This is a genomic window from Microcystis sp. M061S2 (assembly GCF_020245605.1).
GTDB lineage: Bacteria > Cyanobacteriota > Cyanobacteriia > Cyanobacteriales > Microcystaceae > Microcystis.
Map to the genome: position 1 here is coordinate 1 of NZ_JADBUP010000132.1, position 15,021 is coordinate 15,021.

Genomic DNA, 15,021 nt, shown 5'->3' on the forward strand with positions numbered 1-15,021 from the left:
ATCGTCTCGTGGATTTATAATTCCAACCGACTCATAAATTTTATCGAGTATTAAACCTAGTAAGGAGCTAATCATGTCTTTTGATCGCACCCCGAACTTTACCGAAAAACTAGCAACCGATCCCGATTTTCGTTTAAAGGTTTTGGACGAAATCGCCAACGATGACGAACTAAAATTCCTGACTGAAGAGGATATTAAAGCTATCTTTGGTGGTAATCGTAGTAAGCATCAAGATAAACAACCGTACGGAAGTGTTCGTCCACTTTAGCCTAGTAGTTATCTATAGACACGCCCATGACCGAATACCGTCGCATCAGCTACGCCGTGTGGGAAATTACCCTGAAATGTAACCTCGCCTGTCAACATTGCGGTTCCCGCGCCGGCCACACCCGTAGCCACGAACTTACCACTGAAGAAGCCCTCGATCTCGTCCGTCAACTTGCCGAAGTGGGCATCAAAGAAGTTACCCTGATCGGGGGAGAAGCCTTCCTCCGTCCCGACTGGCTCGATATCGCCCGGGCGATTACCGACGCAGGCATGATCTGCGGTGTCACTACCGGCGGCTACGGCATCACCCTCGACACCGCCCAAAAGATGAAAGACGCGGGGATCAAAGTCGTATCCGTCTCCGTGGACGGATTAGAAACTACCCACGATCGCCTGCGGGGGAAAGCCGGTTCGTGGCAATGGGCTTTCCGCACCATGGGCCACCTTAAACAAGCCGGTATCCCCTTCGGTTGCAATACCCAGATAAATCGTCTTTCTGCCCCCGAATTCCCCCGAATCTACGAAAAAATCCGCGATGCGGGCGTATTTGCCTGGCAGATCCAGTTAACCGTCCCGATGGGGAACGCCGCCGATAACTCGGAGATTCTCCTGCAACCCTACGAACTCCTAGAACTATACCCGATGGTCGCCCGTGTCACCGAGCAAGCGCGACGCGAGGGGGTAGACGTACAACCAGGCAACAATATCGGCTATTACGGCCCCTACGAACGTTTATTGCGGGGAGGGGACGCGTGGACATTCTGGCAGGGCTGTAGTGCCGGACTGGCGGCACTGGGTATCGAGGCCGACGGAGCGATCAAAGGCTGTCCCTCCCTTCCCACCGCAGCCTATACCGGGGGCAATATCCGCGATCGCTCCCTGCGCCAGATTATCGAAGAGGCCGAAGAACTGCGCTTCAACCTCGGTGCGGGAACCCCGAAGGGAACCGATCATCTCTGGGGATTTTGTAAAACCTGTGAATTCGCCGAACTCTGCCGCGGTGGTTGTAGTTGGACGGCTCATGTTTTCTTCGATCGCCGGGGGAACAATCCCTACTGTCACCACCGAGCATTAAAACAAGCGGAGAAGGGAATCCGAGAGAGATTCTACCTCGATCGCCCTGCAGCGGGAATTCCCTTCGATAACGGCCAATTCGCGCTGGTAGAAGAACCCTTCTATTCTCCCCTAGCCAATGATCCCCTCGCCTTCAGTGCCGACGCGATCCAATGGCCAGAAAGCTGGCAAAACAAAACCCCCGTACTCACCCCCACAATCTAACCATGAACGAGAACCCGAACCCTATCCCCCCCATTCTACCCCGATCGGCGTGGGAGAGCCAGATCGCCTATCTCCGGGCTGTATTCCGGGCGAAAAAAGCGCTAGATGAAATTGAACGAATTCAGAACGAGAAGACATGAACGCTCGCTCTAATCCGCATCCACTAACTCCTTATCCCTCACTGAATCGCCTGTTTTAAACTACGACAGAATTCTTCGAGGGATTTTAACCCATCGCTGGGGGAATTATCGGCTAGACGTTTAACCATGGCACTGCCGACAATTACTGCGTCAGCCCCCCAGTTTTTCACCTGTAGTGCCTGTGTCGGGTCAGAAATGCCAAATCCTACCCCCACGGGTTTATCGGTGACAGAACGGATAGAATCGAGCAATTCCTCCACTCTGGTGGCCACTTGCTTCCGCATTCCCGTCACTCCCGTGACACTAACCAAATAAATAAAACCTTGAGATTGCAGTGCGATCGCTTGTATTCGTTCCGGGGGACTGGTCGGCGCTACCAATAAAATCACCTCAATTCCCTTAGCGGCAGCCGGTTGCAGCAGACTTTCCGCTTCCTCTAGGGGTAAATCGGGAACCACCAAACCACTCACCCCGGCTGCTTTTATTTGGTCTAAAAAGACATCTATCCCGCGATGATAGATGGGATTATAGTAAGTAAAGAGAATAATGGGAGCTTTCACCTCTCCCTGGGCATTTTTGACGATTTCTAGCACATCTTCCAACTTGACACCCCGATTTAAAGCGCGGGTGGCCGCCGCTTGAATAACCGGACCATCCGCAAGAGGATCGGAATAGGGAACCCCCAACTCGATCAGATCGGCCCCTGCCCGGTCTAAAATGCGTAAAGCTTGGGCAGTAGTGGACAAATCGGGATCACCAGCAGTGATAAAGGGAATTAAGGCACAATTCCCCTGGGAACGGAGAGAACGAAAACACTCGGAAACAGCAGTCATCGAAAATTACTGAAGACATAAAGCACCGTCTATTATCTCATGGTGGGGAATAGCTCACCGCCGGTCGCCACAAGCTTAGGTAAAGAATTTTTCAAGTAATACTTAAGAAATATTGACAAAATAGCGATCAAGGGTAAAATGAGCGCAGTCTGATAGTTTTGAGAAAATCTCTTCTATAAACTGGTTTTCATTCCGCTTTTTCTGGTACAAAATAGGACTAATGCTCGATCGGGTTTCGTATAATCAAACACCATATATCTATGTTTTCCATTTACATTCTCACCCATAACGAAGAAATTGATATTGCCGCCTGTGTAGAATCGGCACTTCTATCCGATGATGTGATTGTGGTTGACTCCTACAGTAGCGATCGCACTGTAGAGATCGCTTCTCGTTATCCAGTGCGCGTGGTTCAGCATCAATTCGAGAGTCATGGTAAACAAAGAACTTGGATGCTAGAAAATATTGAGACTAAATACGATTGGATTTATATTCTCGAAGCAGATGAACGGATGACACCCCAACTCTACGCAGAATGTCTGCTGGCCACTCAACAGACAGAATTTACCGGTTTTTATGTGGCCGAAAGAGTTATGTTTATGGGAACTTGGATCCGTCGCAGCACCCAGTATCCCCGTTATCAAATGCGTCTATTTAGAAAAGATCAAGTCTGGTTTAGCGATTATGGTCACACGGAAAGAGAAGAATGTCGAGGAAAAACCTCTTTTTTACAAGAAACCTATCCCCACTATACCTGTAGTAAAGGTTTAAGTCGTTGGATTGAAAAACATAATCGTTACTCTACCGATGAAGCAGCAGAAACCCTACATCAGTTGGCTAACGGTGATGTTAGTTGGAAAAATTTATTTTTTGGTGAAACCGAAGTAGATAGACGGAGAGCTTTAAAAGATTTATCTCTACGATTGCCTTTTCGTCCGCTGCTTCGTTGGTTTTATATGTATTTTATCTTGGCGGGAATTCTCGATGGTAAAGCTGGTTTTGCCTGGTGTACTTTGCAAGCTTTTTATGAGTATTTGATCCTCTTAAAAGTGGCGGAAATGAAACAGGGTTTACCCACTCCCCCCGAAGTGAGAAATCGTTTTCATCCCCCGCAAAATGGTGACAATAGTAATTCTCATAGTCCCGATTTCGTCTCCTTAAAAGGAAAAGCCGATTAACATTCAACCATTATTAATCAGTCAGCAATCACCTAACAACAACCTAGAGATAAAAAGCAATCCCGATCCGTATATTGGGATTTTTAGTACAAATGCTCAAACTCCTTCTCCCCTTCTCCCCTTCTCCCCTTCTCCCCTTCTCCCCACTTCATAATTCATAATTCATAATTCATCTCAAGCTGTACTGTATTTAAACTGCGTATTGGGATTTTATCCCTCTTCTGTCACTCTAGGGAACGGGTGGCTTAACCATATACCACCTATCGCTTTCGGAGCCTTTATCTCTATTCTAAATCTACCCCTCTGACAGAAGAGGGATAAGGGGGAATCTGACAATTTTTAACACCTACCTACTTAGTGGTTAATTTTCACGGGGAATACAGCCGTTCGACTTCACCCAATAGTTACTTGACTGGTATCGACGCTGGTTGCTCCATGGACTTTACTGGCGATCGCAACCATTTTATTTAAAGTCGCCTGATTGGAAACCTTGCCTTTTAGTACAACTTTACTACCAGTTTGGGCGACCCACAATTTGTCTTCATCAGCTAAATCCGGTGTCTCGTCAAAAGCTAAAACTACTCGTTTAGCTAGTCCGCTTTCGTCGTATTTTCCGTCTAATCCCACTCTTTCGGGGGGAATACCGGCAGCAGCGGCCTTCCCTGCGATCGCACTAGCGGCATTGGCCGGTTTATCTAAGCCAAAAATTCTTTTTAACCAATCCATTGCTAACACTCCTGATTGAGTTCTAAAACCCCAATTTCTTTAAGAGGGATTTGGTCGAAACGATGTGTCGATCTAATCCTAAACGATCGGGACTGACTCCCACCGCTAAAGCAACCAATTGGGAAAAATGTAACACGGGTAAACCTAAACTTCGACCGATCACTTTTGCCACTTCCGGTTGTCGGGAATCAAGATTAAGATGGCACAAAGGACAAGGGGTGACTAAACAATCGGCCCCCGCTGCCATCGCCTCTAAAATGTGTTTTCCTGCCATTTGGAACGATTGGGTGGTGGCATAACTGGACAGGGGCCAACCACAGCATTGAGTGCGTCCTTGATAATAAATCGGATTCGCCCCCACGGTCCGAAAGACATTTTCTAGGGATTCCGGCTGAAAAGGATTATCGTAGGGGAGAGTATCCTGGGCCCGCAGGAGATAACAACCATAAAAACCGGCACAATTTAAGCCCGATAAGGGACGAATCACCTTGGCCGCCAGATTATCTAAGCCATAATCGCCCACAATTGCCCAGAGTAGGTGCTTAACCGTTGTCGTACCTTGGTAGGGGGAACAATGTTCTTTCTGTAAATAATTATTAACTTCCTCAACATAATTGGGATTATTATGCTTTGCTTCCTTCAAGCGCTCATCCACATGACCGATCACTCCTTGACAGGTGCTACAGTGAGTCAACAGGGGTAAATTGAGGGCTTCCGCTAGGGCAATATTACGCGCATTGACGGCATCTTCCAAGAGTTGCGAATCTTCCTTATAGGTTCCCGAACCACAACAGGCAGCTTTTTTGAGTTCGACTAAATTAATCCCCAAAGCTTCCGTCAGGGCTGCCGTGGATAAATATAGTTCCCGACAGGCACCTTGAGCGACACAACCGGGAAAATAAGCATACTGGAGATTGTTGACTGTCATGGATTCTAGGAAATTACTACTCATTACCTATCTACCATCTTGCCCCCCTTCCCCTCTGTCATCACTAAAGTCATGGAATTTCTTAACAGACAGTCTTTTGTAATCTGCTCCGAACAAGTGTAGGGTAGTTTGTCCCCGGAAATAATATCCCAAAAAGAGAAGAGCCATCTCAACAGTATAATGGCTCTCCTTGAGAAAAATTGTTGTCCTGAGGAGTCGATAATGTCAATGGTAATCTGCCCAGTCAAGAGGTGATTTACGGGTAGAATTGAGATTGTAGCCGAGAAATTGCGGCGAGAAACACTATTTTTTTGTCTGCTTACGCCGCTTGGGGGAGGGTGATAACAGCATCAAAGTCAGCACGGCTAGGGAAAATCGAGAGAACTCGGTCTAGTTGGGTTAATTCAAAGATAATCTTGACTGAAGGTGGAATGGAACAGATATTGAAGGATTTTTCTTGACTTTGAGCCAGACGAAAGGCGGTAACTAAAGCCATTAATCCAGCGCTGTCGAGGAATTCCACCCTACTCATATCCACGAGAAAAGTGATAGAGCGACTCTGGTTAACCAGATTGCTGAGCTGCTCTTGAAATTCTAGGACGTTAGCGGCGGTAATATAGCCACTTGGCTCAAATAGAGCTATTTCTGGGACTTTTACGCGACTTTTCATGGCTTGGCTTTTAAATTCATAAATGAACCTTTTAACTGGAAATCAGATACCGCTATTATGTCCTAACTTTCTGATTTTGCAACCCCGGTCTTGATAAATTTCCTCTCTCTTGAAAAGATTAATCTTTTCTTAATCTTGACCCCTGTAGGGGGGAACCAATTTTAGGTTAACCTAATGATCCGGGGAGTAAAGAGGAACAGTGATCAAGGCTTACTAGGGCGAACATTAGGGGAAAGTCGTTAGGTTTAAGCTCTAATCCCGAATGACTGATGATGACCCAGAATTATACTGGTATTTTTGCTGAAATAAAGTAAAGCAGGATACAGAAACTAGATTTATTGAACTAGAGTAAGAAAATTGTGGATAACCAGCCGACTATCCGCCAATTAGTGGAACAAGCCCTATATTATCGTCAAATCACGCCAGAAATCGAAAACGGAATTAATGAACTCCTCGCTCGTCTTGGCTACGTTTCCGATGTGGATTACGAGGCCCTCGAGTTACTCATGGATGAAATGGACGAAGGCCGGATTAATCTCGTTCCGCGTCGGTAACTTCAGTTATCAGTTATCAGTTATCAGTTATCAGTGGTGAGTTATCAGTGGTGAGTTTTCAGTTCACTGATGGCCTTTCGGTTCCTGCTTATGCAATGGACGGGGTTATAAGGGATGATTTAGCGATCACCCGATCGAACCGGACCTAGTAACGAAGAACCTGACTGATTACTGTTTGCTGAACCATCCCCCAAAACCCAATTTCCCCAAATTTCCCCAAATTAATATAATTAACTGCAGGCTTTCTCTTAACCTGATTTTTTCGATGATTCCTTTAACTCTTAATCTCTTGCAAGGTTCCGTTACTTTTCGTTTCAGTCCCAGTGCTGCTCTGGATTTGCAAAGGGAAATTAACATTTTACTCGATCGCCTGAAAGCGATCGCCAGTAATGCCTCTAGTGGGGGTAAACCCCAACCCCAAAAACCGCTGGAATATCAGCACACTGGTGATGTGTTTCTGGAAGTGTTTTGTAATCCCAATATTTATCCGAATCCTTTTTCGGCTAAAGTTTTGTTAACGGTTCGTGACGATCGCCTACGCTTAACCACAGAAGCGGAATTAACCCGTGTGATCGAAGATTTAGAGCGTTATCTCGACCAAAATAGTTAGAATCGGGGGATTTTTGGGTTTTCGACCTTTCCTTGTCGTCCCACCTCTCCCCATCTGACTATTCTTCTCTAGCTTGCCATGTTACCGACCGATTTATTGATTTCCCGTCAAAATGGCGAGACAATTATTCCCAAACGCTTACCGATCGCTCCTGATTATCTGGCGCTCGCTCAAGAACAAATCAGCTGTTTTCAGGAAAGTATCGGTGCAACTAAGGGGGAATTAAGCCAAAAACTCCTAATCTTGGAGGGAGACAGTCCCGATTATAAAATTAAACGGGGATTTGCTCACCTATTAACCAATCATTTTGCCACCTTTGAGATTATTAGTCCCTTAGAACCGCAGGAATTAAGAAAAAGAGTTTTTGAACAAGCGGCTAACTTTGTTCCTATTCCCCAAAATCGATCGCTAATTCTGGAGAAAATTGCCCAGCAACTCAGCCAAGAATTAAATCAAGAAATTTTTCCAGTGGCTCTAGAAAAAGGACTCTATGCTGATTTAGCGGAGAATAAAATTCTCACTCAATTTGATGCTCCCACCCCCGAAAACTTAATCCATCGTTTTAACCTCTCGCAAATTCAAGGTATTTTTTATCGGGCCAGTTATTTAATCATCAACGTCCACCGCAACGATCCGGGGGAATATAAATATCTCTTTCGCTATCTAAAACTATTTCGTTTAATGACTTATATCGAAGGGGATGCCGACACGGGATTTACTATTACTATCGATGGTCCCACCAGTTTATTTAAAGCTAATAGTCGTTATGGCATTGAAATCGCTAAATTAATTCCTGCCTTACTCCATGTTACTCACTGGAATCTGAAGGCACAATTACAGTATAAAGATTCCTATACAGGAACTATTAAAAAACAACAGTTCAATCTAGAGGATAACTGTGGTCTGGTGTCCCATTATTCTCCGGGTAAACCCTACGATAGTATGTTAGAGGAATCTTTCGCTAAACGTTGGTTACAGTTAAAAACTGAATGGCAACTAGAAAGGGAAGTGGATTTAGTGCCTTTACCCGGAGGAGTGATGATTCCCGATTTCCGTTTAGTGCATCCCGATGGTCGCGTTTTTCTCCTGGAAATTGTTGGTTATTGGCGACCAGAATACCTACAAAAGAAATTTTTACAGGTTAAATCGGCCCAAGCAAACAATCTAATTTTAGCCGTATCGGAACGGTTAAATCTCGAAAAAGCTGGAGTTAAATTTCAAAATCTACCCGCTCAGGTTATCTGGTTTAAAGATAAATTATCACCCCAAGCAGTGTTAGAAGTTTTAAGTTAAAGGGTTAGGGAGATGGAAGCTAAAAGCGGAAGTATGATTTAATACTCCCGCTTTGGTTGAATCAGACCAGGTTAACCTTTTTGCTCAAGACCAGACAATGAGTGCTACATCATTGAGCAATGGTAGGATTGATGGACACTTTCACCACTTTATTTTTTTCTTCTTCCGCTTTCGGGAGGGTGAGATTGAGAATGCCATCTTTGTATTCAGCGGTCACGTTATTGTTATCAACCTGAACCGGTAGAGGAACAACCCGATGGAATTTACCATAACGGAATTCAGTGCGGGTAAATCCTTCTTCTTCGGTTTTAATTTCCGATTTTCTTTCACCATTAATGGTCAGACTATCGGCTGTTACTTCCACGTTGAGGTCTTTGGCTTCCATACCAGGTATTTCCAGTTTAAGCTGAACTGCCTCTGGCGTTTCGGTAATTTCCGCCGCTGGGATGAAGGATAACCCCATTTTTTCGCCATTGCCTACATCAGTCGGCACAAGACGGTCAAACAAGCGATTCATTTCTTTTTGTAGGCTTTCTACTTCTCTGAAAGGTTCCCAACGTATAAGTGCCATATAAGTCACCTCCGAAGTTTTCTTAACGCTAGAGATGTTGGTTTATCTCTACACTTTTAGGGTAGATAAAAGATTCTCAGACCGGGGTAGGGTTTTCGCTATTGAGTTTTTCCAGATTCCCGTACTATCTTCTATACTAGGGTCTGCTGAAAAAGTTTTTCCTGGTGTGGGGTGTGGGAATTATAAATTATGAATTATGAATTATAAATTATGAATTGGGAATTATAAATTATGAATTGGGGAGTGGGAAATGGGGAGACCACTTCGTGCGCGATGTTCGGACGTTCGGACGTTCGGTGAAGCTCAGTCGAGCCGTTGCGGGGGGAAGTGGGGAGTTTTCTCAGTGAACTGATAACTGATAACTGATAACTGATAACTGACTCCACCAAGAGACTTTTTCAGTAAACCCTAATTATCTACTGATGAATAATTAAACTTTCTAAACTGGTTTGTAAATCTTGGGTTAATTGTGCTACGGCCGAGCGTCGATCGCTTTTATAATCGGCATAGCGCTCGGATACAGAAATAGGCTTACCGATAGTTATTATCGCTTTTTGTTGACCAATTTGGGGACGAAAAAAGGGATTACCTCCCTTAATTCTTGTTACTAAATCCCAGAGTAATAAAATTGTCTCAGCAAATCTTTCTACGGTGGGTTTTTCTTTGACATAATAACCAGTTACTGAGACGAAACTTTCGACAATTCTCATGTGCCACATTTTTAAATTAGCTTCATCGGCCAGGCGATCAGCTAATCCTAATTCAAGGGGAGAAATAGAATGAGTGGGTTTTAATTCTTCCCGATAAATGCGTTCCCATCCTGCTTGTTCTAAACGACGACAGCGATCAATTACATTACCATTAGGAGAAAGATTAAAATACTTTTCTACGGTTTGTAAGGCCACATCTAATAAATTGGCTAAACGTTTGGCTAGGGTTTCATTTGGATCATCACCATTGGCAGGTACTACAGGCAAAGATTGATAGTAGAAATCTCGATAAAAATCCTCCATTAAGGATAATAATCTTTCTCCTAACCGAAAAAGACGCTCGTATAAAACCTTTTCTTCTCGGGATGAATTCGGGGTGGGTTCTAAACCGCTATCGTTTTCTAAATTAGTTAAAATTTGCTCGATTTCTTGCCACGCTGGAGTCAGATAAAAATACTGAATACCAATGGGTAAAATAATTACTTCTTGCTGTTGTTTAGCTTTTCTGACATCATCCACCCCCCAAAAAGCCAATTGAGAAATACCCGGTTCAATCGCACTCACAAGCTCATTATGTCCGTTAGTTGCCCCTTCCGGAGCGGCGGCTAAAGGATAATCTCCTTCTAATAATAAACGACGAGCCGAACGCAATCCGATTAAATCAGCTTTTCCCCGTTGAATTGGTGTGCCACCTAACTTAGAATATAACCATCCTACCCTTTCTCCCGCCCATAAAGGAATCCCTCGATCGTACATAAAATGAGCGTGAATTGGAGTGTTTAATTTTATTCCTAACTCTTGGGCTTTTTTGGGTACTAATTTCCACAAAAGATAGGCCATACAGTAGGGATCGTTAATACTGGGATGACGAAAGGCAAGCAGTAAACGGACTTTTTTCTCTTGACTTTTTTGATAAAATGTGATTAAAGTTTCTAGATTGGCGGCGGAAATTTCTCTTAAGTTGGTTTGAGTTTGTAACCAGAGAGGTAAAAAGATTTGACATCCCTTTAAAAGTAAGAGATTAAGGTCAGGGGGGATAAATTCGAGGGGGGGTTGCGCGCCCAAAGATAAATTAGACATATAAGTAATATAAGTATAAGTAGTCGTGCCAAATAAATTTCCTAGTTGAGACTCCGAGACAGGTATCAGTTATCAGATTTGAGTTTTCAGTTCACTGTTTATTGTTTACTGTTTAAGGAAGAATAAAAGGAAAATCTGATCAATAATTACCCACCGGCCAAAAGGTAATCACAGCAGCAAACAGGTGTCGAGCTAGATTTCAAATAGACTGGGATTGCAGGCTCCCTCAACCGTGAAAGGAGAAATTAACCGACTTTGAGCGAGGAGGAACACCAGTAGTTTACCTCCTCACCTAAACAAATACATCTATACTATAGATCTATCCCCATTTCTCGCAAACGAGCCGCCAGCCGTTGAGAACGCTGTCTTTCCGCTTCCAGAGCTTGCTGAGTAGCATTTAATTGCTCTTGTGCGGCAGCCGCTTGCTCTTGTGCGGCAGCCGCTTGCTCCTGTGCTGCGGCCGCTTGCTCTTGTGCCGCAGCCGCTTGCTCTTGTGCCGCTTCTTCTGGTAAGGGGATTAAATTGCCTTCCGGGTCATAAAATCTCACCCAAATTGCCGTTTCTCGGTCAATAGTCCCCTCCCAAGTTCCCAACCAATAGCCTAAAGTTTCGCACCATAACCAGCCGCGCTCGTTTCGTTCTAAAGAATGGTAGCGTTGGTCGGCCCCTAAATGCCATCCTTGTAAAGAATTGCCATCGAAAGGATCGTAGATGAAATAATCTGGCGTGCGGAAGGTTCCCTCATAAATGGCTTTTTTTCGCACTTTATCGGTTCTGGCGGTACTAGGAGAGGTTAATTCTACGATAACGTCGGGATAACGTCCCTCTTCTTCCCAAATTACCCAACCCTGTCGCTCTCTGCTGCCATCGACATTGAGGACAGCGAAGAAATCGGGCCCGCGAAAATCGCGATTTTTCGCCTGTTCGCGGCTGAAATAAATAAACATATTGCCACCGGTGTAGAAGTCGTCTCGCTCGCCGTAACCTTGCTGTAGGGAGCGAATCAAGACATTCATGGCAATGCGGTGTCGGTTGCTTTCCAAGGGTTCACCATCATCAAAAATTAAGTCTGTGGGGGGTGGGGGGGGTTCCCAGAAGTCCTCGAAATCTTCTTCTATCAGTGCCGGAGAGGTGGCAGTTTCGTCGCTTTTGGCAATCGTCATTTTTTCGGCCTCTCTAGGTGGGAGTATCCATATTTTTGCTGATTATTGATCCTATGTTACATCAGAATTTAGCAGTGAGGAGATAGATTTTAGGAGTTGAGAAAATTATCTTCGGTTAACAATGATCAAAACTTTTCTTCTGGGTGCGTTACATTGGGCTAACAGACCCGAATAATATCCCTAAGCTAACCAAAAAACTTGGCTTTATTTTTAACTAATTTTGTCCCGATTCCGGCGGCAATGACTTCGGAGAGAATGCTAATTAAACGATAGATAGCAACGGTGACAAGTACGTTAGCGGCGGGAAATTTTTCTGTGTCTAAAAGTGCGATTACTGTAGCTTCAAACACTCCTAATCCTCCCGGCGCTCCAGGGACAACTAAACCCAATAACCAAGCAAAACTAAAGGTTCCTAAGAGGGGTAAAATCTGAGCGGGGGTAATCATTTTTAATACCATCCAAGCTAAAATAAAACCCGCACCGCGCCACAATAAAAATCCAGTTTCACCCAGGAGAGGTACAAGAGGATATTTAGTTAGATAAACAGGTTCTTGAGCAATCTTTTTCTTTTGGCTAAGGATTTTGAGAGGATAATTTAAAAAATTGGGATGAATGCCGATTAAAATTAATCCTAAAACTAATATCTGTATCCCTAGACTTGAGCTAGACTTCATCCAACCTAAACCACTAGCAATTACTGCTATGGCTAAGGCTGCACATACCAGTAATAAAAGTTCTAATAAAACGCTTAAACTAGCGGTTCCCCAATCACTTCCTGCTTTATTAATTGCCACGATACGAGCATAAAAGTGACCGATATTACCAGGTAGATATTTTCCTAAATTGGTAATCATATAGATGCCAATTCCTGTGGAGGTTTTAATCGGTTGTTGATAGCTTTTGAGTATCCATGTCCACACCCATCCTGCCCAAATTTGAGCGATAATGGTGGTTACAAGTGCCAAGAAAAGAAATAACCAGCCATGATTTTCAATTCTAACTGAGGTAACGTTATCCCAGTTATTTTTAAGGTTACTGAGAACAAAAAATAAGGTTCCCCCAATAATTAGCCAACGTAGAAACTTTTTCAGCATTTCGTTTTTTCCTTTATTCATTTTCTGGGGGGAACCAATCGAGAGCGAGCAGATTTTCTAAACTGTAGGGACATTCCCCAGAAAAACTAACTTGATTATCGGTTTTTTCTCTAACATAATTTAAGGCTTTCTGGTAAATACGAGGTAATTCTTGATTGAGATAATTGCGGAGATTAGTAGTTAAATAAGTGTCGATCTGGTTTTTGAAATTGACGATTTCTGAACGCCAATGGCAACGATTATATGTTCTTTCATCTTGCCAAAATTGTAATAATAAACAATGTCTAATAATTTGCTCTAATAAACTAGCAGCACGAAACTTTTTTTCGTTTCCCAAGTCTTCTAACTCCTCGATTAAATTGTCTAAATCTAAAGCGTCAAATTTTTTAGCCTTGAGCAGTTCTATAGTTTCTTCCAACCAGAGGGAATCATCAATCTCGTAGAGAGTTTTTAAGTCGGGAATAACAGTCATTATCATCTCCTTTATTCGTATGGTGGTAGCCAATTGTGATCGAGAAGTTCTTCTAAACTGTAGGGACAAGTATCGGGAAAGTTGACTTGATTTTTAGTCTTTTTCCGCACAAAGAAAACTGCATCTTCATAAATGTTAGTTAATTCATTTTGTAAATAATTACGGAGATTAGTGGTTAAGGGTCTTTTTAGCTGAATTTGAAAGTTGGCTATTTCTAACTCCCAGTGATCCTGATTATATGCTCTTTCCTCTGTACAAAACTGTAGGAGTAAAAAATGTCTAATAATTTGCTCTAATAAACTAGCAACACGAAACTTTTTCTCGCTGCCCAAGTCTTCTAATTCCTCGATTAAGTTTTCTAAATCTAAAGCGTCAAATCTCTTCGCTTTTAAGAGTTCGATAGTTGCTTCTAACCAGAGAGAATCATCAATTTCATAGAGAATTTTTAAGTCGGGAATAACAGTCATTATCATCTCCTTTATTCGTAAGATGGTAGCCAATTGGGATCGAGCAGTTCTTCTAAACTGTAGGGACAAGTATTGGGAAAGTGGACTTGATTGTTAGTCTTTTTTCTCGCATAACGGAGTGCCTTCTGATAAATATTATCAAATTCCTGTTCTAAATATTTCCGTAAACTTGTCGTTAGGTAGGTATTTAATTGATCTTGAAAATTTACCAGTTCTGACTCCCAATGACCTCGATTATATTCTCTTTCCCTTGTCCAAAATTGCAGTAACAAAGCATGACGAATAATTTGCTGTAAAAAACTAGCAACACGAAACTTTTTTTCGTTTCCCAAGTCTTCTAACTCCTCGATTAAATTCTCTAAATCTAAAGTGTCAAATCTTCTCGCTTTCAAGAGTTCGATGGTTGCTTCTAACCAGAGAGAATCATCAATCTCATAGAGAGTTTTTAAGTCGGGAATAACAGTCATTTTTTATCTCCTTGATTGTCGAATGGTAGCCAATTAGGATCGAGAAGTTCTTCTAAACTGTAGGGACAAATATCAGGAAAGTTGACTTTATTATCGGTTTTTTGACGAACATATCGCACGGACTCAAAGTAAATTTGCTCAAATTCCTGTTCTAGATATTTACGAAGATTTGTGGTTAAATAGCGTTTTAACTGATATTGAAAACTTACTATCTCTGCTTGCCAATGAGCTTGATTATATTCTTTTTCCCTTGTCCAAAATTGTAATAATAAACAATGTCTAATAATTTGCTGTAAAAAACTAGCAACACGAAACTTCTTCTCGTTACTCAAGTCTTCTAATTCCTCGATTAAGTTTTCTAAATCTAAAGCGTCAAATCTTTTCGCTTTTAAGAGTTCGATAGTTTCTTCTAACCAGAGAGAATCATCAATTTCGTAGAGAGTTTTTAAGTCGGGAATAACAGTCATTTTTTATCTCCCCTAGAATGGGCAATAGTGACCAGTTAAACCGATCACTAAAG

General features: G+C 42.9%; 18 protein-coding genes. 6 read left to right on the top strand and 12 right to left on the bottom strand.

The features are described 5' to 3' along the window. Positions 1-73 precede the first annotated feature (73 nt). Together IM475_RS19915 and IM475_RS19920 are read left to right on the top strand one after the other, a co-directional pair. On the top strand, positions 74-268 hold the full coding sequence (locus IM475_RS19915) for a hypothetical protein (RefSeq protein ID WP_149987411.1): 195 nt from the start codon (positions 74-76) through the stop codon (positions 266-268). A 26-nt stretch (positions 269-294) separates the two neighbouring features. Continuing rightward, positions 295-1,545 carry a nif11-class peptide radical SAM maturase 3 gene (locus IM475_RS19920; RefSeq protein WP_287728872.1) on the top strand — a complete coding sequence of 417 codons (1,251 nt, stop codon included), beginning with the start codon at positions 295-297 and terminating at the stop codon, positions 1,543-1,545. A 178-nt stretch (positions 1,546-1,723) separates the two neighbouring features. Here IM475_RS19920 and trpA read toward each other — a convergent pair whose 3' ends face one another. After that, positions 1,724-2,518 (bottom strand): tryptophan synthase subunit alpha, encoded by a 795-nt coding sequence (gene trpA, locus IM475_RS19925; RefSeq protein WP_287659892.1) that lies wholly within the window; start codon positions 2,516-2,518, stop codon positions 1,724-1,726. Between the two features lie 260 nt (positions 2,519-2,778). Between trpA and IM475_RS19930 the strand changes: the two genes are divergently transcribed. Next, positions 2,779-3,696, top strand: a complete 918-nt coding sequence (locus IM475_RS19930; protein WP_287659893.1) for a glycosyltransferase family 2 protein — start codon at positions 2,779-2,781, stop codon at positions 3,694-3,696. A 393-nt stretch (positions 3,697-4,089) separates the two neighbouring features. Here IM475_RS19930 and IM475_RS19935 read toward each other — a convergent pair whose 3' ends face one another. The 3 genes from IM475_RS19935 to IM475_RS19945 all read right to left on the bottom strand — a co-directional run bounded on the left by IM475_RS19935 (position 4,090) and on the right by IM475_RS19945 (position 6,020). After that, the gene (locus tag IM475_RS19935; protein WP_002804076.1) at positions 4,090-4,422 is read right to left on the bottom strand and encodes a BON domain-containing protein; all 333 of its coding nucleotides are present in this window, start codon (positions 4,420-4,422) and stop codon (positions 4,090-4,092) included. Between the two features lie 22 nt (positions 4,423-4,444). Further along, positions 4,445-5,374: a CoB--CoM heterodisulfide reductase iron-sulfur subunit B family protein gene (locus IM475_RS19940; protein WP_002804078.1), complete on the bottom strand. Its 930-nt coding sequence runs from the start codon at positions 5,372-5,374 to the stop codon at positions 4,445-4,447. A 295-nt stretch (positions 5,375-5,669) separates the two neighbouring features. Further along, positions 5,670-6,020, bottom strand: coding sequence for an STAS domain-containing protein (locus IM475_RS19945; protein WP_287728874.1), 351 nt, complete (start codon positions 6,018-6,020; stop codon positions 5,670-5,672). A 359-nt stretch (positions 6,021-6,379) separates the two neighbouring features. Between IM475_RS19945 and IM475_RS19950 the strand changes: the two genes are divergently transcribed. The 3 genes from IM475_RS19950 (at position 6,380) to IM475_RS19960 (ending at position 8,477) form a co-directional block, all read left to right on the top strand. Next, the gene (locus IM475_RS19950) at positions 6,380-6,574 is read left to right on the top strand and encodes a hypothetical protein (RefSeq protein WP_002767031.1); all 195 of its coding nucleotides are present in this window, start codon (positions 6,380-6,382) and stop codon (positions 6,572-6,574) included. Positions 6,575-6,839: 265 nt separating this feature from the next. Continuing rightward, positions 6,840-7,184, top strand: coding sequence for a hypothetical protein (locus IM475_RS19955; RefSeq protein ID WP_159248844.1), 345 nt, complete (start codon positions 6,840-6,842; stop codon positions 7,182-7,184). Between the two features lie 78 nt (positions 7,185-7,262). Continuing rightward, positions 7,263-8,477, top strand: coding sequence for a DUF790 family protein (locus IM475_RS19960; RefSeq protein ID WP_287659895.1), 1,215 nt, complete (start codon positions 7,263-7,265; stop codon positions 8,475-8,477). Between the two features lie 109 nt (positions 8,478-8,586). Here IM475_RS19960 and IM475_RS19965 read toward each other — a convergent pair whose 3' ends face one another. The 8 genes from IM475_RS19965 to IM475_RS20000 all read right to left on the bottom strand — a co-directional run bounded on the left by IM475_RS19965 (position 8,587) and on the right by IM475_RS20000 (position 14,968). Then, a complete protein-coding gene (locus tag IM475_RS19965; RefSeq protein WP_287659896.1) occupies positions 8,587-9,048 on the bottom strand; it encodes an Hsp20/alpha crystallin family protein in 462 nt (153 codons plus the stop codon). Positions 9,049-9,464: 416 nt separating this feature from the next. Beyond that, positions 9,465-10,838, bottom strand: a complete 1,374-nt coding sequence (locus IM475_RS19970) for a 1-acyl-sn-glycerol-3-phosphate acyltransferase (RefSeq protein WP_287659897.1) — start codon at positions 10,836-10,838, stop codon at positions 9,465-9,467. A 311-nt stretch (positions 10,839-11,149) separates the two neighbouring features. After that, positions 11,150-12,001 carry a Uma2 family endonuclease gene (locus IM475_RS19975; protein WP_287728876.1) on the bottom strand — a complete coding sequence of 284 codons (852 nt, stop codon included), beginning with the start codon at positions 11,999-12,001 and terminating at the stop codon, positions 11,150-11,152. A 185-nt stretch (positions 12,002-12,186) separates the two neighbouring features. Next, positions 12,187-13,116 carry a lysylphosphatidylglycerol synthase transmembrane domain-containing protein gene (locus IM475_RS19980; RefSeq protein WP_287728877.1) on the bottom strand — a complete coding sequence of 310 codons (930 nt, stop codon included), beginning with the start codon at positions 13,114-13,116 and terminating at the stop codon, positions 12,187-12,189. Next, positions 13,109-13,567: a DUF29 domain-containing protein gene (locus IM475_RS19985; RefSeq protein ID WP_287728878.1), complete on the bottom strand. Its 459-nt coding sequence runs from the start codon at positions 13,565-13,567 to the stop codon at positions 13,109-13,111. The genes IM475_RS19980 and IM475_RS19985 overlap by 8 nt, the downstream gene beginning before the upstream one ends. An 11-nt stretch (positions 13,568-13,578) precedes the next feature. Then, complete coding sequence (locus tag IM475_RS19990) at positions 13,579-14,034, bottom strand: DUF29 domain-containing protein (protein WP_287728879.1); 456 nt, start codon at positions 14,032-14,034, stop codon at positions 13,579-13,581. An 11-nt stretch (positions 14,035-14,045) separates the two neighbouring features. After that, positions 14,046-14,501, bottom strand: coding sequence for a DUF29 domain-containing protein (locus IM475_RS19995; RefSeq protein WP_287728880.1), 456 nt, complete (start codon positions 14,499-14,501; stop codon positions 14,046-14,048). Continuing rightward, the gene (locus tag IM475_RS20000) at positions 14,498-14,968 is read right to left on the bottom strand and encodes a DUF29 domain-containing protein (protein WP_287728882.1); all 471 of its coding nucleotides are present in this window, start codon (positions 14,966-14,968) and stop codon (positions 14,498-14,500) included. Before IM475_RS20000 ends, IM475_RS19995 begins: the two co-directional genes overlap by 4 nt. Positions 14,969-15,021: the final 53 nt, after the last annotated feature.